26 protein-coding genes are annotated in these 19089 nt (G+C 33.4%); all 26 read left to right on the plus strand.

Translation table 11 applies throughout. The features are described 5' to 3' along the window. The first annotated feature begins 99 nt into the window (after positions 1-99). The 26 genes from CLMAG_RS06745 (at position 100) to CLMAG_RS06870 (ending at position 19089) form a co-directional block, all read left to right on the plus strand. Positions 100-417, plus strand: coding sequence for a hypothetical protein (locus CLMAG_RS06745; RefSeq protein ID WP_066619770.1), 318 nt, complete (start codon positions 100-102; stop codon positions 415-417). Between the two features lie 5 nt (positions 418-422). Continuing rightward, entirely contained in the window at positions 423-710 is a 288-nt protein-coding gene (locus CLMAG_RS06750) for a VRR-NUC domain-containing protein (RefSeq protein WP_066619773.1), read from the plus strand. Next, the gene (locus tag CLMAG_RS06755) at positions 700-2076 is read left to right on the plus strand and encodes an SNF2-related protein (RefSeq protein ID WP_066619776.1); all 1377 of its coding nucleotides are present in this window, start codon (positions 700-702) and stop codon (positions 2074-2076) included. Before CLMAG_RS06750 ends, CLMAG_RS06755 begins: the two co-directional genes overlap by 11 nt. A gap of 25 nt (positions 2077-2101) precedes the next feature. Beyond that, positions 2102-2662: a hypothetical protein gene (locus CLMAG_RS06760; protein WP_066619783.1), complete on the plus strand. Its 561-nt coding sequence runs from the start codon at positions 2102-2104 to the stop codon at positions 2660-2662. Positions 2663-2807: 145 nt separating this feature from the next. Continuing rightward, positions 2808-2999: a hypothetical protein gene (locus tag CLMAG_RS06765; RefSeq protein WP_066619785.1), complete on the plus strand. Its 192-nt coding sequence runs from the start codon at positions 2808-2810 to the stop codon at positions 2997-2999. 7 nt (positions 3000-3006) lie between these two features. Continuing rightward, positions 3007-3297, plus strand: coding sequence for an HNH endonuclease (locus CLMAG_RS06770; RefSeq protein WP_066619787.1), 291 nt, complete (start codon positions 3007-3009; stop codon positions 3295-3297). A gap of 129 nt (positions 3298-3426) precedes the next feature. Then, positions 3427-3801 carry a hypothetical protein gene (locus CLMAG_RS06775; protein WP_066620454.1) on the plus strand — a complete coding sequence of 125 codons (375 nt, stop codon included), beginning with the start codon at positions 3427-3429 and terminating at the stop codon, positions 3799-3801. Positions 3802-3812: 11 nt separating this feature from the next. After that, positions 3813-5501 carry a terminase large subunit gene (locus CLMAG_RS06780; protein WP_242872940.1) on the plus strand — a complete coding sequence of 563 codons (1689 nt, stop codon included), beginning with the start codon at positions 3813-3815 and terminating at the stop codon, positions 5499-5501. A gap of 15 nt (positions 5502-5516) precedes the next feature. Continuing rightward, positions 5517-6770 carry a phage portal protein gene (locus CLMAG_RS06785; protein WP_082831819.1) on the plus strand — a complete coding sequence of 418 codons (1254 nt, stop codon included), beginning with the start codon at positions 5517-5519 and terminating at the stop codon, positions 6768-6770. Further along, entirely contained in the window at positions 6745-7329 is a 585-nt protein-coding gene (locus CLMAG_RS06790; protein WP_242872941.1) for an HK97 family phage prohead protease, read from the plus strand. Before CLMAG_RS06785 ends, CLMAG_RS06790 begins: the two co-directional genes overlap by 26 nt. A gap of 59 nt (positions 7330-7388) precedes the next feature. Next, entirely contained in the window at positions 7389-8573 is a 1185-nt protein-coding gene (locus CLMAG_RS06795; protein ID WP_066619796.1) for a phage major capsid protein, read from the plus strand. Positions 8574-8623: 50 nt separating this feature from the next. Beyond that, a complete protein-coding gene (locus CLMAG_RS06800) occupies positions 8624-8911 on the plus strand; it encodes a head-tail connector protein (protein WP_066619799.1) in 288 nt (95 codons plus the stop codon). Continuing rightward, a complete protein-coding gene (locus CLMAG_RS06805) occupies positions 8908-9237 on the plus strand; it encodes a phage head closure protein (RefSeq protein WP_066619802.1) in 330 nt (109 codons plus the stop codon). Before CLMAG_RS06800 ends, CLMAG_RS06805 begins: the two co-directional genes overlap by 4 nt. Then, entirely contained in the window at positions 9230-9643 is a 414-nt protein-coding gene (locus tag CLMAG_RS06810; protein ID WP_066619806.1) for an HK97 gp10 family phage protein, read from the plus strand. The genes CLMAG_RS06805 and CLMAG_RS06810 overlap by 8 nt, the downstream gene beginning before the upstream one ends. Further along, positions 9644-10081: a phage tail terminator family protein gene (locus CLMAG_RS06815; protein WP_066619809.1), complete on the plus strand. Its 438-nt coding sequence runs from the start codon at positions 9644-9646 to the stop codon at positions 10079-10081. Between the two features lie 13 nt (positions 10082-10094). Continuing rightward, positions 10095-11168, plus strand: a complete 1074-nt coding sequence (locus CLMAG_RS06820) for a phage tail sheath subtilisin-like domain-containing protein (protein ID WP_066619812.1) — start codon at positions 10095-10097, stop codon at positions 11166-11168. A gap of 15 nt (positions 11169-11183) precedes the next feature. Beyond that, positions 11184-11615 carry a phage tail tube protein gene (locus tag CLMAG_RS06825; RefSeq protein WP_066619814.1) on the plus strand — a complete coding sequence of 144 codons (432 nt, stop codon included), beginning with the start codon at positions 11184-11186 and terminating at the stop codon, positions 11613-11615. Positions 11616-11631: 16 nt separating this feature from the next. Then, positions 11632-12036, plus strand: a complete 405-nt coding sequence (locus CLMAG_RS06830; protein WP_066619816.1) for a phage tail assembly chaperone — start codon at positions 11632-11634, stop codon at positions 12034-12036. 159 nt (positions 12037-12195) lie between these two features. Then, positions 12196-14967 (plus strand): phage tail tape measure protein, encoded by a 2772-nt coding sequence (locus CLMAG_RS06835; protein WP_066619819.1) that lies wholly within the window; start codon positions 12196-12198, stop codon positions 14965-14967. Between the two features lie 10 nt (positions 14968-14977). Next, positions 14978-15214 carry a hypothetical protein gene (locus CLMAG_RS06840; RefSeq protein ID WP_066619822.1) on the plus strand — a complete coding sequence of 79 codons (237 nt, stop codon included), beginning with the start codon at positions 14978-14980 and terminating at the stop codon, positions 15212-15214. A 7-nt stretch (positions 15215-15221) separates the two neighbouring features. Beyond that, complete coding sequence (locus tag CLMAG_RS06845) at positions 15222-15623, plus strand: hypothetical protein (protein WP_066619825.1); 402 nt, start codon at positions 15222-15224, stop codon at positions 15621-15623. Beyond that, positions 15620-16624 carry an XkdQ/YqbQ family protein gene (locus tag CLMAG_RS06850; RefSeq protein ID WP_066619828.1) on the plus strand — a complete coding sequence of 335 codons (1005 nt, stop codon included), beginning with the start codon at positions 15620-15622 and terminating at the stop codon, positions 16622-16624. Before CLMAG_RS06845 ends, CLMAG_RS06850 begins: the two co-directional genes overlap by 4 nt. Beyond that, entirely contained in the window at positions 16624-16995 is a 372-nt protein-coding gene (locus tag CLMAG_RS06855) for a DUF2577 domain-containing protein (RefSeq protein WP_066619831.1), read from the plus strand. Before CLMAG_RS06850 ends, CLMAG_RS06855 begins: the two co-directional genes overlap by 1 nt. After that, positions 16992-17429: a DUF2634 domain-containing protein gene (locus CLMAG_RS06860; protein WP_066619833.1), complete on the plus strand. Its 438-nt coding sequence runs from the start codon at positions 16992-16994 to the stop codon at positions 17427-17429. Before CLMAG_RS06855 ends, CLMAG_RS06860 begins: the two co-directional genes overlap by 4 nt. After that, on the plus strand, positions 17416-18465 hold the full coding sequence (locus tag CLMAG_RS06865; protein WP_082831820.1) for a baseplate J/gp47 family protein: 1050 nt from the start codon (positions 17416-17418) through the stop codon (positions 18463-18465). Before CLMAG_RS06860 ends, CLMAG_RS06865 begins: the two co-directional genes overlap by 14 nt. A 12-nt stretch (positions 18466-18477) precedes the next feature. Then, positions 18478-19089 carry a putative phage tail protein gene (locus CLMAG_RS06870; protein ID WP_066619834.1) on the plus strand — a complete coding sequence of 204 codons (612 nt, stop codon included), beginning with the start codon at positions 18478-18480 and terminating at the stop codon, positions 19087-19089.

Raw genomic sequence — 19089 nt, forward strand, 5'->3', positions numbered from 1 at the left:
TATATACGTAAACGCCTATACGCCTAATACACGTATATAGGTCTATATAGAAAATTTGTTGACATTGTTGACACTTAAAAGAAAGAGGGTAATTTGAAAATGGCAAATAGAAAACAATTTTCAGATTTAGATAATATTAAAAAATTAGGAATACTACTAAAGGTTTCAGATACAGCTTTACAAGAAAGTTTAGTCTTACTATCTAATTCATTAAATAAAACTGATGCTTTAGTAAAAAGAATTAATAATGTGTCTGAAAAAGTATCAGCACTAAGATCAGATATAGATGATGCTTTAGTGAAAATCATAGACATAGATTTATATAGGTCACTTTCAGATAATGATTTAAATAAACTGATGTATCCAGATTTAAATGATGAAGAATGTATAAGAACTTTACAGGAAATGAAAAGGTGATATAAGTGTATGAAGCCAGAATTGAAAAAAGACTAAAAAAGGAAGTAGAGAAGATAGGTGGTAAAGCATTAAAGTTTGTTAGTCCAGGGGTGTCAGGAGTGCCAGATAGGATTGTTCTTTTACCACATGGAAAGATTATTTTTATAGAACTTAAAGCAACAGGAGAAAAACCAAGAGCAATACAAGATTATAGAGCAAAAGAGTTAAGAGCTTTAGGGTTTAGAGTTGAGTGCATAGATTCGATTGAAAAAATTATGGATTTTATAAGTGAGGTGAGAGGTAATGCAATTTAAACCACATGAATACCAGCAATATGCCATAACTCACATTATAAATAATCCAGCAGCAGGTCTTTTTCTAGATATGGGATTAGGAAAAACAGTAACAACACTTACAGCAATAGATGATTTATTATTCCTTGGAGAAGTAAATAAGCCTTTAGTTATAGCACCACTTAGAGTTGCGGAAGATACATGGACTACTGAGGTAGCTAAATGGGATCACCTTAATCACCTAAGAGTGTCAAAGGTTTTAGGAACTCCAAAGCAAAGAATAAATGCAATGGCTAAAAGAGCAGATATTTATGTTACAAATAGAGAAAATGTAGAATGGTTGGTTAAAAATTATTTTAATAATTGGCCTTTTGATATGGTGGTTATAGATGAGCTATCAAGTTTTAAATCATCTAAAGCAATAAGATTTAGGTCATTGAAGAAAGTAAGACCATATTTTAAAAGAATAGTAGGCCTTACAGGGACACCAGCACCTAATAGTTTAATAGATTTGTGGCCACAGGTTTATTTACTTGATGGTGGACAAAGATTAGGTAAGACTATTACAAGTTATAGAGAGCAATATTTTAAGCCAGGAGATAGAAACCAGTATGTAGTTTATAACTGGAAACTTAAAGAAGGTGCAGAAGATGCAATTCATAAAAAAATAGGTGATATATGTATCTCTATGATGGCAAAGGATTATTTAAATATTCCAGAAAGAATTGATAACACAATAGATATTAATCTATCTGAAAGTGCAATTAAAAAATATAAGCAATTAGAAAAGGATCTAGTCTTGGAGCTTGGAGAAAATGACATAACAGCATCTAATGCAGCAGTACTTACAAACAAGTTACTGCAAATGTCAAATGGAGCTATCTATTCAGAAAACAAATCAGTTATTGAAATCCATGAAGAAAAACTTAAGGCATTATTAGATATCATAGAAGCAGCCAATGGTAAACCAGTGTTAATATTCTATAGCTTTCAACATGACTTTGACAGAATAGTTGATTTTCTAAAGTCTAAGAAATTAAAAGCTGTAGGTTTAGAGGACTCCAAGGATATAGCAGAATGGAACAAAGGTAATATACCAATACTTTTAGTTCATCCAGCTTCAGCAGGACACGGTTTAAATCTCCAGTATGGTGGAAATATCATAGTCTGGTTTGGACTTACATGGAGTTTGGAATTATATCAACAGGCCAACGCAAGACTTCATAGACAAGGACAGAAAGATAATGTTGTTATTAATCACCTAGTTACAAAAGGAACAGTTGATGAAGATGTTATGAGAGCTTTAGGAAATAAAGAGGTAAATCAAAATATGTTACTGGAAGCTGTTAAGGCGAGAATTAAAGAGTATAAAGATGTTACTGAATAATTTTTGAATCATAGGAGGAATAAGTATGAAAAACAATAAGACTAATAAAGTTAATGTAGATGAATTAATAAATAAGGCAGCCAAAGAAGCAGCAAAAGAAACGCTTCAGGAACTAAAAAATAGCAATTATATAAAAAATAACTTAAGTTATTTCAGAAAAGTAGAATTGATTTTGTTAAATTATAAAATGTTAAAAGATGCTGTGAATCAAAAGGATGAGGATATAGAATATATAGAAAAGCATGGTCTACCACAAAAGTCAGGATCTATTGTTATATATCAGACTGGCGGTGGTAATATGAGTTCTCAAGAAAGATATATACAATTAATCGAAAAATATAAGCTAGAAAAATTAGAAACTGAAAGAGAGATTAGAAGAATAGATAATGCTTTAGATAAGGTGAAAAAGGACAAGTATTATAAGATAATAGAATTTAAATATTTAAATTCAGAAGATCACGTAACAGATGACCAGATAGCAGAGGAACTATCTGTAGATCAATCTACGATAACAAGGAATAGAAAAAGATTAATAAATAGTTTAAAGACTATATTGTTTCCAGAAAGCATAAAGGAATTTGCATAATACGTGCATAATTAGTGCCATTGATATGTTTTATATTATATAGTAAGATTGTATTATGCGATTATTGGACATAGTTAACAATAATATTATAAATAAGCACTTGGAGAAATCCGAGTGCTTATTTTATTTTAAGAGGTGAAGTAATATGAATAAAGAGATTTGTGACTATTATGAGCCAAAGAAGAGAAGTGATAAGATGTGCAAGCATTTTACAGGTAACATAAATGATAAAAGAGCTGTAGCTAGATGTAGACACTACTGCAGTATTATAGATTGTAAGAATGCTATGGGACATGATAGCTATAGAAGACATAAAGGAGCTATTAAAAGTAGGTGACTAAATAGTGGCTAAAGAGTTTGCAAAGAAGTTCTATAAAAGTAAAACATGGAAGAGCTGCAGAGATAGTTATTTCATACACAGATATGGTCTATGCGAGAGATGTAGTAAGCCTGGTAAGATAGTTCATCATAAAGAGAAGCTAACACCAGCTAATATAAACAATCCTAAGGTATCACTTAACTGGGATAAGTTAGAATTATTATGTCAAGACTGCCACAACAAAGAACACATGAGTAATGGAGTTACACAATATGGTTTGATGTTTGACAGTGAAGGTAATTTAATAAAGCAATAATCAAATTGCCCCCCAGGGTACTTAATTAGAACGTATCGGCGGAGACCGTGAGTCCCCCATTCAAAAAACACAAAAGCTCTTCTATAAGGGGGTGTGGTATCCAAGGGCAAAGAAAGGCAGGTGAATTTAATGAACGATACTGAAACAAAAAAAGAACTGTCAAAAGAAACAAGAATTAGTGTAGAAATAAAAAAACTTAATAAAATGTTTACTAAAGTGGATGCTAAAACTAAAAAAGCAGTTCATTCGCTCATTGAGAATGCCGCCTTCATGTCAGTTACATTGGAGGACTTACAAGAAACTATTAATGGTGAAAATGGTCTGGTGTCTAAGTATCAAAATGGCGAAAATCAATGGGGGACTAAGAAATCTCCAGAAGTTGAAATATACAATACAATGATAAAAAATCATATGGCAGTTATGAAGCAGTTAACGGATCTATTACCTAAACAAAATAATAAGTCAGAGGATGACGGATTTGATGAATTCGTGAACAACAAATGAGAAGTCAAAGATTGAGAAAAATTGTATATGAAGAAACTTATAATCCTATAGTAGAGTACTGGAACTGGATACAAAGTAATAAGGGAAAAGTAAGTCTAAAAGTATATAAGGTATATAAAGAGCTTATAAGAATAATATTAGATCCTAAGTCAGAGTGGGAGTTCAATCCTAAAAAATCAAATCATGCTATAGAGTTTATTGAAAATTATTGTAAACATTCTAAAGGTAAAATGGGAGGTAAGCCTTTTATACTTGAGCTATGGCAAAAAGCTTTAGTTGCTGCGACTTTTGGTATGGTCCATAAAATAGATGGTACTAGAAAGTACCAAGAAGTAATGCTTGTGGTTGCTAGAAAGAATGGTAAATCAACTCTGGCAGCCGCAATAGGTTTATATTTGCAGATAGCAGATGGCGAACCCGGTGCTGAGGTGTATGCATGTGCAACTAAAAAAGATCAAGCTAAAATAATATGGTTAGAAGCTAAAAGAATGGTTAAAAAGTCACCTGTATTGCTTAAGAGAATAAAACCTCTTGTAAGTGATATGGTAAGCGAATTTAACGATTCTTTTTTTAAACCTCTTGGAAGAGATTCTGACTCATTAGATGGTTTAAATGTTCACGGAGCTTTACTTGATGAAATACATGCATGGAGTGACCAGAACTTATATGATGTTATAGTTGATGGTACAACAGCTAGAGAGGAACCTTTAGTATTTGTAACAACTACAGCTGGAACAGTAAGAGAATGTGTGTATGACTTAAAGTATGATGAGGCCGAAAGGCTCATAAATGGCTTTGAGGATTCTGAAGGTTATAAAAATGAAAGATTTTTACCTATAATTTATGAACTAGATGAGAGAAAAGAATGGACTGAGCCTGAGTGTTGGCAAAAAGCCAATCCAGGACTAGGAACTATCAAAAAGCTTGACCAGTTAGAAAACAAAGTAAATAAGGCAAAGTCAAATTCTAAATTGGTTAAGAACCTTTTGTGTAAAGACTTTAATATTAGAGAGACTAATGCAGATGCATGGCTAAGTTTTGAAGATGTGAACAACACTGAAATCTTTGACATGGAAGAGTTGAGAAATACCTATGCAATAGGTGGCTGCGACTTATCTGCAACAACTGACTTAACATGCGCAACTTTATTAATCATGAAACCAGGAAGTAATAAAAAGTATATACTGCAACAGTACTTCCTTCCTGAGGAACTTATAGAAAAGCGTGCTAATGAAGATAAGATACCATATGACATTTGGAGAGAAAGAGAACTACTTACAGCTTGTGAAGGTTTTAGAGTTGATTTTTCAGATGTTACAGCGTGGTATGTAAAAATGATGGAGGAATATGACATAACTCCATTATGGATTTACTATGATAGGGCATTAGCAGGTTATTGGGTTGATGAAATGAAAGGTAAAGGCTTCAATATGGTCAAGTGCGCTCAAGGAGCTTTAACGTTTAGTCAGCCGATGAGAATGATGGAAGCAGATTTGAAATCTAAAATCATTAATTACAACAATAATCCTGTTTTAAAATGGTGTTTAACAAACACTACAGTTAAATATGATGATAATGACAATATAAGACCTATTAAAGGCAAAAATCAAAGAGCACGTATTGATGGCATGGTAAGTCTCCTTGATGCTTATGTAGGACTTGGAGAACACTCAGAGGATTATCAAGCATTAGTCGGATAGAAAGGTGGTGAGGCATTGGTAAAAGAGCGAAGAAGCTTATTTTCTATGATATTCGGGAATAATAAACCAAGACAACCTACAGGGCAAGCAACTCAGCTTAAAATGATGAATGGCTATATGCCTATATTTAGTCAATTTGGAAATGAAGCATATGCTAGTGATGTAGTAAGAGCAGCAGTAGATGCTATAGCAAGGAATGCTGCTAAACTTCAGCCAAAACACATGAGACGTAATTTTAAAGATGGAACTGTTTCATTAGTTGATGATAACTTGCAGTACTTGTTGAGTGTCCAACCTAATCCGTTTATGAATGCATATATGTTTCGTTATAAAGTTATAACTCAGTTATATATGCAAAATAATGCTTTTATATACATTAGGTTAGATTCCAAAGGTAATATAAAAGGATTTTATCCTATAAATGCTTCAAATACTGAGTTTCTTGAATATAATGGAGAAATATTTGCGAGGTTTACATTTATGGGTGGAGACTATATCACGGTACCATATGTTCAATTAATTCATCTAAGAAGGTTCTTTTACAAAGATGATATTTTTGGTGAAACAAATGATTATGCTTTATATCCTACATTGGAATTAATCCATACTACTGACCAAGGTATTGTTAATGCTATAAAAACTTCAGCCTTTATAAGAGGTATATTAAAGTTTACCCAGATACTTAAAAGACAAGATAAAAAAGATAGAACAAAAGATTTTATGGATGATTATATGAACATTAATAATAATGGCGGGGTAGCTTCTGTAGATGGTTCTATGGATTATATAGATTTAAAGGCTGATCCTAAAATAGTAAATATGCCACAGATGGATTTTATAGAACAAAAGGTTTATAAGTATTTTGGTATAAGTAAAGAAATTGTTACTTCTAACTACACAGAGCAGCAATGGAATGCATTTTATGAAAGTATACTAGAACCTATAGGAATTCAGATGGGGCAAGAGTTTACATCCAAATCATTTACTGGTAAAGAACAGGGTTTTGGTAATGAAATTATGTTTGAGGCAAACAGGCTACAGTATGCAAGTAATGCTACAAAGGTTGCAGTAGGGACATTTTTAACTAATATAGGTGCTGCAAGTCTTGACCAGATACTGGATATGTTTAATATGCCTACTATTGGTGGAGAAGAAGGCTCAAGAAGGGTACAAACTCTTAATATGGTGAATGCTAAATTAGCAGATCAGTATCAAACGGGAAATGAAGGAGGTGACAAAGGAGATGGAACGCAGACAACTGGTAACTGAAAAGATAGAAGTTAGAGCGATTGGTGATGATGCAAAGAAAACCATAGGAGGATATGCTGTCAAATATAATTCACCAACATTAATAAGAGACCGTTGGGGAGATGAGTGGCTTGAAGAAATCGCCCCTGGGTCTTTTGATAAATCATTACAAAATCGAACCCAAAAAGCATTATGGAATCATGATGTTTCAAAGCCTCTCGGAAGTGTATCAGCTGGCACACTAAGGTTTAATTCTGATACAAGTGGACTTAATTATGATGTTGATGTACCTAATAATTCATGGGGCAACGATGCATATGAAAGTGTACAGCGCGGTGATGTAGATGGTTCATCATTCGGCTTTAAATGTTTGAATGATATGTGGTCCAAGGTTCAATATGAAGGTAAAGAAATATATAAAAGAAGCATAGTAGAAGCTGAAATATTTGAAGTAAGTCCATGTACATTTCCAGCTTATGATAGTTCAGAAATAAGTTGTAGAAGTTTAGAGACTTTTAAGGAAGATATTAGAAAAAATGAAGAACTAAGAAAAAAGTTAATATTAAGAACTTATTTATAAAAGAAGTTAAAAGGCTTCTTTTTTTATTCTATAATTTTTGAAAGGTGAGGTAAAAATATATGTGGAAAAAGAGATTACAAGAAATAAGATCTAGAAAAATAGAGATAAGAGGACAACTTGAAGGTAATAGCAAAGACGTTAAACTTGATGAACTTGAGTCAGAATTAAGAAACCTTGATACTGAGCAAAGTGATATCGAAAGAAGAATGGATATAGCAAAGAAGATAAATGAAGGAGAAATAGAAGGAAGGCATATTATTACACCAGGTGAGGAAGAAAAAAGAGAAAAAAGAGACTTTGCTTTAATGCCGCAGGAAGAACTCTTAAAATCTCCTGAGTATCGTTCAGCTTATCTAAAAAGATTGCAGGGTAAAATCCTTGATGAAAGTGAACAAAGAGCATTAACAACAGGAGCGGCAAGTGCAGGTGGGGCAGTGCCAACTACTACTTTAAATATGATTATAGATAAGTTAAGACAGACATCTGCATTGTTTGATAAAATCAATGTTTCATATATGCCTGGAAACCTATCACTTGTAATTGCAAATGCTAAAAACGCGGCTTCATGGAAAACTGAGGGGGCAGATGGGGCTTCTTCAGATGACACTGTAGAAACTTTAAATCTTGGCGGATATGAATTGATTAAGTTAGTTGAAATATCCGCAGCTGCTGATGCAATGACCATAGATGCTTTTGAAAATTATATAGCTGGTGAGATTGGAAGACAATTATCAATAGCTATTGAGAATGCTATAGTAAATGGTAGTGGTTCAGGACAACCTACTGGAATACTTGGGGGTATTACATGGGATGCAAGTAATTCAACTACTTGGGCTGTTGGTGGTTCAATAGGTTATGATAACTTGATGGATGCGTTAGCCTTATTACCTACTATGTATCATAATAATGGTGTTTTTGTAATGAATAGAAAAATGCTATTTGGTGGAGTGAGAAAAATAAAAGATGATATGAAACAACCTATATTTGCTTATAATCCTCAGGATAAAGCAGCAATGACTATATTGGGTTATCCAATAATTCTTGATGACTATGTTCCAGACGATACTGTTCTTTTAGGAGATATGAGTTACTATTACATGAACTTTAGTAAAACACCAGAGATATCTTCAGATAGATCAGCAGGATTTAAGAGTGGTAAGATAGTTTACAGAGGACTTGCGGTAGCAGATGGTAAGCCAGCACTTGATGAAGCATTTGTTAAGATTTCAGAAGCTACGGCTTAATGTAGAAGGGTGAAATTCCCTTCTTTTCATTAACATGAAGGAGGACTTATATGTTACTTAATAAGATTAAGTTATCTCTGAGAGTAGATGATACTGACTTAGATGAAGATATACAGGACGCAATAGATGCAGCAGTCGCAGATTTACAACTGAGTGGAATAATTAAAAGCAAAATAGTTGATACAGATCCACTAATAGTAAGAGCAATCAAAACATTTTGTAAGGCCGAGTTTAGTAGTGATGATAAAGAAGCGAATAGGTATAGAGAATGTTATGATATGTTAAAAACTCATCTGTCTTTGTCAACAGATTATAATACGGAAGTGGTTACACCATGAAAATAAGTTCACTAAATAAACGAATAACTTTACAAAAGTTGGTGGAAGTTGAGAATGAAGCAAATGAAAATGTGCTAGTATCACAAGATTTTAAAACAATTTGGGCTAGTATAGCACCTGTAAAGGGTAGGGAATACTTAGAGGCTAAAAAAATACAAGCAGAGTTGACTTATAAAATTACTATAAGGTACGCAAAAGATATAACACCTGATATGCAAATAAGATATGGCGAAAGGATATTTAATATTAAAGATATAATAGATCCTTTTGAAAAACACGAACTATTAGAAATCATGTGCATAGAGAAGGTGGTTAAAAATGGATGACAACCTTGAAATAAAGTTTGAGGGGCTTGAAGAGATACAGAATAAACTTGATGAGGTAAGAAAAAACTTTCCTTACAAAGAAGAAGAAATCTTACAGAAACTAGGCAAAGACCTTAGGAAAAGTGCTAGAGATAAAACAACGCTTGGTAAAGGTAAAAAGCACATGAAAAACCAGTATAAATTAAGCAAGATTAACTATGAAAAAGATTCTATGAATATAACTATGACAAATACAAGCCCACATTTTCATCTTGTAGAAAAGGGACATAGACAAGTAACTAAAAGTGGCAAAGAAGTTGGTTTTGTACCAGGGAAACATATGGTGGAGATAAGTATGAAAGAGATGGAACAGACACTACCACAAGTATTGGGAAGGTGGCTAGATGATGTTTTGGGTGATGGATAAATGATTACTCTAGTAGATATTAAAAAATCTATAAATGATGTTCTTAAAGGAACTGGATATAAAGTGTATGGAAACGAGGTTAAAGAGGGATTTACAAGGCCTTGTTTTTTTGCGCAGCTAATACCAATATCAAGTGACATTTTAAAAAAAGATACAAGTGAAAACTTCTTAATGGCGGAGATAATTTATTTTTCAAAGGATAAGACAGATTTAGAAAATCTTAAAATGTATGATGTTTTAAAAAAGAGTTTTATTCCAACTCTACAAGTTAACAATAGAAAATTTTTAGTAAGAAACTTTAGATCAGACACGATTGATGATACTGAAAATGATACTGATAATATATATTCAATTCGATTTGATTTAAATTTTTATGATGAAATTATAGATAACACACCAGAGGCTGAATTAATGCAAAATTTAAGTTTAAAGTTATAGGAGGTAAATATTTATGGGATTACCTAATATTGAAATAATATTTAAATCATTAGCAACAAGTGCTGTTGCACGTGGTGAACGTGGAATAGTTGCAATGATAATTAAAGACACGATACCAGCACCTTTAACTAATCCAATAGTAATGACAAGCAACACTGACATACCTAGTGGATTAAGTACTGAAAACAAGGCAGAAATACAAAGAGTTTTTATAGGATATGTAAACCCACCTATAAAGGTTATCGCTTATGTAATAGCTACAGATGCAGTAGATTATACTGCAGCACAAACATATTTAGAAACTGTTAAATGGGACTATGTATGTGTTCCTAGTATAGTGGCAGGAGAAGTTACTGCTTTTGCTAGTTGGATTAAGTCTTGTAGAGATACAAAAGGCTTAAAGGTTAAGGCGGTATTACCAAATTGTACTGCTGACCATGAAGGAATAATTAATCTTGCTACAGATGATATAAAAGTAGGAAGTGAAACCTATACTGCAGCACAATATTGTTCACGAATCGCTGGAATAATAGCAGGAACTCCACTATATATGGCAGCTACGTATGCCCCACTACCTGAGGTCACTGATGTACCACATCACACAAAAGCTGAGTTTGATGCACTTATAGATGCAGGTAAATTAGTCTTGATGAATGATGGTGAGAAAATTAAAATAGCAAGAGCAGTAAACTCACTTGTTACTACCACAGCAGACAAAGGAGCTGATTTTAAGAAAATTAAAATTGTAGACATTATAGATCTTATATATAGTGATATACGAAAAACTTATGATGATAATTATGTCGGTAAAGTTCCAAATGATTATGACCATAAATGTCTTTTAATTACTGCTATAAATGCCTATTTAGAGGGATTAGAATTGCAGCAGTTGCTGGATAGAGGTAAAAATGCCGTAGGAATTGATATGGAATCACAGAAATTATACTTAAAAGGCCAAGGAACAGATGTTGATACTATGAAAGACCAGGAGATAAAAGAAGCTAATACAGGATCATCTGTACTCTTAGCTGGAACAACAAGGCCTTTAGATGCAATGGAAGACTTAGTATTAAATCTTTATATGTAGGAGGTATGATTATATATGGATAGTTATAAAGCAAGTCAGGTTATAAGCGGAACTTGGGGAGAAATGTGGTTGAGTGGTGAAAAAATGGCTGAATGTACATCACTTCAAGCTAAAGTTTCATTAAAGAAAACAGCAGTTTCCATGTGTGGAACATTAGTTGATGGGCAAAAAATAACAGGTATAGATTGCAAAGGTACATTAAAGCTCAACAAGGTAACTTCTATGATGATAAGTCTTTTAAGTTCTGATATAAGAGCTGGTAAGCAATCTGAGTTTACAATTATGTCAAAGCTAGCTGATCCAGATGCACTTGGCACTGAGAGAATAACTCTCAAAGGAGTTACTTTTGATGAGCTTACACTAATTGACTGGGATGCTAAAAAGAATGGCGAAGAAAGTATACCTTTCACATTCCAGGATTGGGAACCATTAGATTTAATAGATTAATTAGGAGGTACATGTTATGAATATAGTTGAAAAGTTATTAAAAATAGATGCAGGAAAAATAGAGATGCCTAAAAAGGATATAAAATTACAGTTGAAGAAGTTGGGACAAGAAGTAGAGTTTCCTTGTAAGGCTATTGACCCAGAAAGATATGCTGAAATACAAGAGGGAGCCATTGAACTAAAAAAAGGTGATATAAAGAAAATTAATATGTATGAAATGAAGGCAATGACAATTATTGCTGGATGTCCTGAAGTTTTCAAGAATGAAGAAGTTATGAAGCATTTTAATGCGCCTACACCTAAAGAATTAATTAGAAAATTGCTTCTTTCAGGTGAAATGGATGATTTATATAATGCTATAAATGAATTAAGTGGATACAAGAAAGATGATGATGAGGATGAAGAAAAAATAAAAAACTAATAAAAGAAGATGGGAATGTACAGACAGCCTATCTTCTTTTTCGTCATAAAGGTATAATGCCAAGTGATTATTATAATAGAAAATCTGGGGAGAAAAAAGTCATTAGGGCTTTTATCCATTATGAAATAGAAGAACGAATTAAAGAACGAGAACAAGGGGGTGGTTAACATAGCACATGTAATAGATGCAATAATAACATTAAGAGATCAATTTAGTGCAACACTAAAGAATGTTAATGCTAATATAACTGATTTTCAGAAAAAGGCCAATTATATGGGTAGAGATATAAGTAAAGTAGGAAGAAGTTTAGAAAGTACTGGTGCTGGGTTAACAGCAGCATTAACAATGCCCCTTGTTGGAGTTGGAGCAGCCGCAGTAAAAGCAGGCATGGATTTTGAAGCCCAAATGTCTAGTATTAAAGCAGTAAGTGGTTCTACTGGTGTAGAAATGAAGCAACTTTCTGATTTAGCTTTAAAGGCAGGAGCCGATACAGCCTTCAGTGCCAAAGATGCGGCTAGAGGTATTGAGGAATTAATTAAGGCCGGTGTAAGTGTAAAAGATATTTTAAATGGTGGACTGATGGGTGCTCTGAATTTAGCAACTGCAGGAGAACTAGAATTAGGAGAAGCAGCTGAGATTGCGAGCACAGCACTGAATGCTTTTAAAGCAGATAATTTAACTGTAAGTAGTGCAGCAAATATTTTAGCAGGAGCAGCTAATGCATCTGCTACAGATGTTAGGGAATTAAAATTTGGGCTATCCTCTGTAGCTGCTGTAGCTAGTTCTGTTGGTATGAGTTTTAATGACACATCTACAGCACTTGCAGTATTTGCTCAGAATGGATTAAAAGGTAGTGATGCTGGTACTAGCTTAAAAACCATGTTAATGAATTTGCAGCCGAGTACTGATAAACAAGTAGCGTTATTTAAACAGTTAAATCTTGTTACTGAAAATGGATCAAGTAAGTTTTTTACGGCACAAGGGCACTTAAAGTCGTTAAGTGAGATATCTGAAATACTCAATAATAGTATGAAAGGTTTAACAGATGCTCAAAGGCTTCAAGCTATGGAAACTCTGTTTGGCAGCGATGCTATAAGGGCTGCGAATATACTTTACAAAGAAAACTCAAAAGGTGTTACTGATATGAAAGCAGCTATGAGCAAAGTTACAGCTGAACAGGTTGCAGCTGAGAAATTAAATAATTTTAAAGGCTCTCTCGAACAATTAAAAGGTTCCCTTGAAACTGCTGGTATAACATTGGCACAAACATTTTTACCTCATTTAAAAGAAATGGTAGATAACCTTACAATACTAACAAATAGATTCAGTCAGTTAAATCCAAGGACTCAGGAAGTTATAATAAAGTTTGCTATGTTTGCAGCTACGGCTGGTCCTGCCATTTGGATAATAGGATCGTTAACTAGTAGCATAGGACATACTACTACAAGTATTGCTAGGTTAACAAAGGATATTCAAAAAGCTGGTGGAATAATGGCTTGGCTTAAAACACCAGGGAATCTAGTAGTAATTGCACTAACAGCTATAATAGCCATTGCTATATTATTATATATTCACTGGGATAAAATAAGTAAAATTGCACAAGAACTAAGAGATAAATTTGTTGAATTAAAAGATAAAGCCATAAGTAAAGTAAAAGAAGAATTTCAAAACTTAGTTAACAAAGTCAAGGAAATTAAAGATAAACTAATAGAGTTTAAAGACGGAGCTGTTAAAAAGACGATTGAGAAATTTGATGACTTTAAGAAAACTTTAAAAGATAATCAAACTGAAATAAAAGTAACTGCGAGTATATTAGGAACTATCTTTGGACCAGCTTTATTGATTACAGGAACAAAAGCTGCAATAGCTGGTGGACAAATAGCAGCACATTTTATAGCTAGCGTAGTTAAGACAGGAGCTGCTGCAGTTGCTAATGGAGCTAAAGTGACAGCAAGTTTTGTTGCAAGCATGGTTAAAACCGGAACAAGTGCAGTTGTCAACGGTGCTAAAGTAACAGCTAGTTTTATAGCTAGTATGGTTAAAGCAGGAGCTGAAGCAGTTATAGCTGGAGCTAAAATAACAGCCGGATTTATCGCAAGTTTGATTAAAACAGCAGCACAAGCAACAAAGACTGCATTAGTAATAACAGGTCAATTAATAGTTGCTGTTGCGAAATATGCTTTAGAAGGTTGGAAAGTAGTAGTATCAGTAGGAGCACAAACTATAGCTATATCTGCAAATGCAATAGCATTAGGTGCCCAAAAGATAGCTTTATTTGCAAGTGCTGCAGCAACAAAAGCAGCAACAGCTGCACAATGGTTGTTTAATGCTGCATTAAGTGCGAATCCTATAGTGCTAGTTATTGCGGGTGTAATAGCATTGGGGATAGTCATTTATGAATTAGTTAAACACTGGGATCAAGTTAAGGAAGCAGTATCACAGGCATGGGAAAAGTTTAGAAATAATCCAATCGGACAATTTATAATTAATACTAATCCATTATTAAAGATACTAGATGAAATATATATACATTGGAATAGTATAACATCAGCGATACAAAATGCATGGAATTGGCTGACAACATGGAATGGTACTAAAGCACAAGATAAAGCAGTCACATTCACCCAAACAAGGATAGATGATACTAGAACAATTAGTGAGAAAGCATCAGAGCGTACAGGTAAAAACGCATTAGGTACAAGTTATTGGAGAGGTGGAGAAACTTGGGTAGGAGAAAATGGCCCTGAAAAAGTTTGGATACCTTCAGGTAGCAAAGTTATAGATCATAGAAATTCAATGAATTCTAATGGCAAAAGTATAACCATAGCTAAATTAGCAAATCAAATTATAATTCGTGAGGATGCAGATATAGATAAATTAGCTACTGCATTAGCTAAAAAATTAATACTAGCTGAAGCAAATATAATTTAGGAGGGGTTATATGAGAAAATTAAAGGAAAAAGACCTATATTGTATAGCAAAACATATTCAAGAGTTTGTTAAAACCAATTGGTGTAAAGATAAAGATTCAAAACAAGCATGTTATGATTGTAATTTTAATCAGGATTGTACAAAAAACGGGTTTACGGATCTTGATAGTTTCGATAAGTTAGAAAAGATTACAGGGGTTAAAATAAGTTTTTCACTCTTGAAAAATAAAAATTCTTTAGAGGAGTGATACTTATATGGAATTTTGGTTAAAACAAGGTAGTTATTCTCTAAGACTCCCAATACCTCCTGCTGATTATGAAATTACATGGGCGAATAATAATAGTTCCTTTTTAGTAGAAGGTATTGGAGAGGTTTCATTTCTAGGTAAACCCAAACTTGCTGAAATAGCACCAATAGAGAGTTTTTTCCCTAATCAAAACTATGGTTTTTGCCAATATACAGGTTTTCCATCCCCTAAAGAATGTGTGGAACTTATTGAATTAATGATAAGTAGCGGTAAACCTATAAGATATGTAATTACAGGCACTCCAGTAAACATCCTTTGTTCAATTGAGAGTTTCAAGATTAAGGAGCAGGACGGAACAGGGGATATTTATTTTTCACTGCAATTAAAGGAATACAGGGTGATAACATGATTAAGTTATATAGTTTATATCAAAGCCCAAGTAAAGGACCAATTCAAACAGATATAACTAATTTTTGCAAGACTATAGTATGGTCAGGGGATAAAGAGCAAGTAGCAAGAAAACTTGATGTTACAATGTCATATAGCATATGGGATAAAAATCAACCTAATGTGCAGATAGCTCCTGGAACTTTAATTTGGATGCAGGAGGATGGAAAAGAACTTTTTAGAGGCCATGTATTTGACAGGGAGATAGGCTCGCAAAGTCAAGAACTTAAATTTGTGGCTTTCGACTGCATGATTTATTTAACGAAGTCTAAAGGATCCTACAACTTTACGAATATAACTCCAGAAGACATTGTGAGAACAATTTGTGGAGATGCAGGAATATTTTGCGGTGATATTGGGACTTCAGGATATAAAATAAATCTATTAGCAAAGCAGAAATCTTTCTATGAGATAATAATGATGGCTTATACGAAAGTATGGCACTTTAATGGTGGCAAATATAACTTTATGCCTTATATGAATAAAGATGTATTAGGAATAATGAATATGGGTGTTGCGGTAGATAACTTTGTTATAAGTCCAAGTATAAACTTAGGCAATACTAATTATTCAGATACAATTAGTAATATGGTTAACAAGGTAAATATTTATAATGATAAAGGTGAGTACTTAGGCACTGCATGGCAGAGAGAGTGGATAAAAGCTTATGGGGTATTACAGGATGTATATGAGGCCTCAGAGGATGATAAATCACCTCTAACAACTGCAAATAGCATGTTGCATGGAGTGGATGAAACTATAATTGTAAATTTATTAGGCAACACTAAATGTATTACTGGCTGGGGGGTAACAGTGAATATACCATATATATACAGTTTAGCTAATACTGTTATGTGTATAGATGCTGATACTCATACGTGGGAAGTTGCAACAGGATTATATACTATGGATTTAACTTTAAATTTTAAAACTAAAATGAAGCTAGTGGAGGTGGATAAATAATGAATATTGGTGATCCTTATGTTAGCATACTGCAAAGAATGCAAAACCAAGGGAAAAAATATAATCCACCACCTATTGAAATAGGAACGGTAACATCTTCTGATCCACTAACAATTAAAGTAGGAGATCAGCCCCTTACAAAAGATAATATTTTGGTGGCTGATTTTTTATTGTCCAATTATAAAAGAAAAATTTCAATTCCTTCAACGAGTGCTACAGGAACAGCAGAAGACAAAAGTATTTCAAATATTGCTATTCCAGATGCAGAATTAAGCTTCACAGATGGGCTGAAAAAAGATGATATGGTGGCTTGTTTAGCTACATCAAACGAACAGACTTACATTTTATTATGTAGGGTGGTGAAACTATGAGTATTTTCCCTAGTTCAATTGCTAACGTAGATACAATAATAGATAAAGCCGTAACAGCAACAGCAACTATCCCAAGAGAGTATGCATGGGACTTTGAGAATAATGAATTTAGATTGGTTAACGGAAAGTTTGTAATAGTTGAAGGCCCCGAAGCACTTAAGATATGGATGTGGAAAGCTTTGAAAACTGTAAAAATGACTTATAGTGTTTATTCTGATAGCTATGGGCATGACTTAGATACTTTAGTAGGACAAGGTTTTAGTAGTGGTATGGTTGAGAGTGAGGCTAGGAGATTAGTCCTGGAGTGTATAAGTGCAAACTCACATATAACAGGTATAAAAAACTTTAGTGCTAATAGTAATGGCGATACATTGACAGTTGGTTTTACAGCTCTTACAGACCAAGGGGAGGTGACATATAGTGGCCGCATATAGTGAAAGTGAAGAAATCATAAGAGATAGGATATTAAGTAATATGTCTGACACTGTAGATAAAACAGAGGGTTACATCGCCTATGATTCAGCTGCAGCATTTGGAAAAGAATTAAGTTCCAATCGAGCTATATTAGATGAAATATTAGCCTACGCTTTCCCACAAACAAGCAGTGGAACATATCTAGATTATAATGCAGAGAGTAGAGGGGTGACTAGAAACTTAGGTGTAAAGTCTAAAGGTCAGGTAGTATTTACAGGTGTTAACAATACAGTTATTCAACAGGGGACTATAGTACAAACAAATGGGGGTCTACAGTATACAATAGATTCAAATGTTGTAATAACAAATGGTTCTGCTACAGCAAATATAACTGCTACAGCTATTGGAACAAGTTACAATATCCCAACCAATACTATAATTCAAATACCCATTGCAATTAATGGGGTAACCAGTGTAACAAACAGTGTACCAACAACAGGCGGAACAGATGATGAAACAGATTTACAACTGATAGCAAGACTATTACAAAAAGTTCAGAACCCTCCTTCCAGTGGAAATAAAACTGACTATGAAAGATGGGCAAAAGAGGTAAGTGGGGTTTTATATGTTAAGGTTATTCCTCTTGCAAATGGTCCGGGTACAATCAAACTGGTAGTTGCAGGAGAAAATGGAGCTATCTTGGATAGCACTATAATTAAAAACGTACAAGATCATTTAAAAGAAGTAGCTCCTATATTGGCAAATGTAACGGTAGTAACAGTAAGTCAAGTTCAAATTAATACTATAATAACTGGGTTAACAATTAAAATTGGTTACAATTTAGACGATGTAAAATTAAATGTAGAAACATCTATAAGGGATTATTTAAGTGAGCTTAATCCAGGTGACACAGTAAACTACAATAACATTAGAGCAATTGTAACGTTGACTGAGGGGGTAAGTGACTTTACAGAACTGACACTTAATACAGGAACATCCAATATTACAACAACAGATGAACAAAAAGCAGTTTTAAGTACAATAACATATAGTTAGGAGGTGGTTTAATTGGATTTAAAATCTTATTTACCACCATTTTTGTTTGATTCAAATATATTTACAGATTTATTTATTCAGTATCAAGCGGAAACAGATAATTTAGAAAGCGACACGCAGGACCTTCTGAATCAACTTTTTCCTAATACTGCAACTTGGGGGCTTGTGTTATGGGAGCAGTTGGTAGGTATAACAACAAACACTTCAATTAATATTGAAGTCAGAAGAGTTAATGTATTAAATAAACTTTCTCAGATATACACTATGACTGCTTCAAATATGACAGATATATTAAAAAAGTTTACAGATGGTCTAGTAAGTTTAATTCAAAATTATTCAATGTACACTTTTGATATTGATTTTAATGTTAAAAGTAAGGCTGTTAGCTTATTGGATTTACTCCAAACTATTGAAACTATCAAGCCAGCTCATTTAGATTATTCTCTTTCAATAAATCTCAATCCAACAGCTAAAGGCGTCTATAATGCAGTATGTCATGTAAGTGGCGAATCAATTAGTTTATATCCTTATATTGCAACTAATATTGACGTTACACCTAGTGTCGAACTAGGTATGTATTTTCATAACATAGAAACTTCGACATTATATCCAAAGGAGGAATAA

This window comes from Clostridium magnum DSM 2767 (assembly GCF_001623875.1).
Lineage (GTDB): Bacteria > Bacillota > Clostridia > Clostridiales > Clostridiaceae > Clostridium_AM > Clostridium_AM magnum.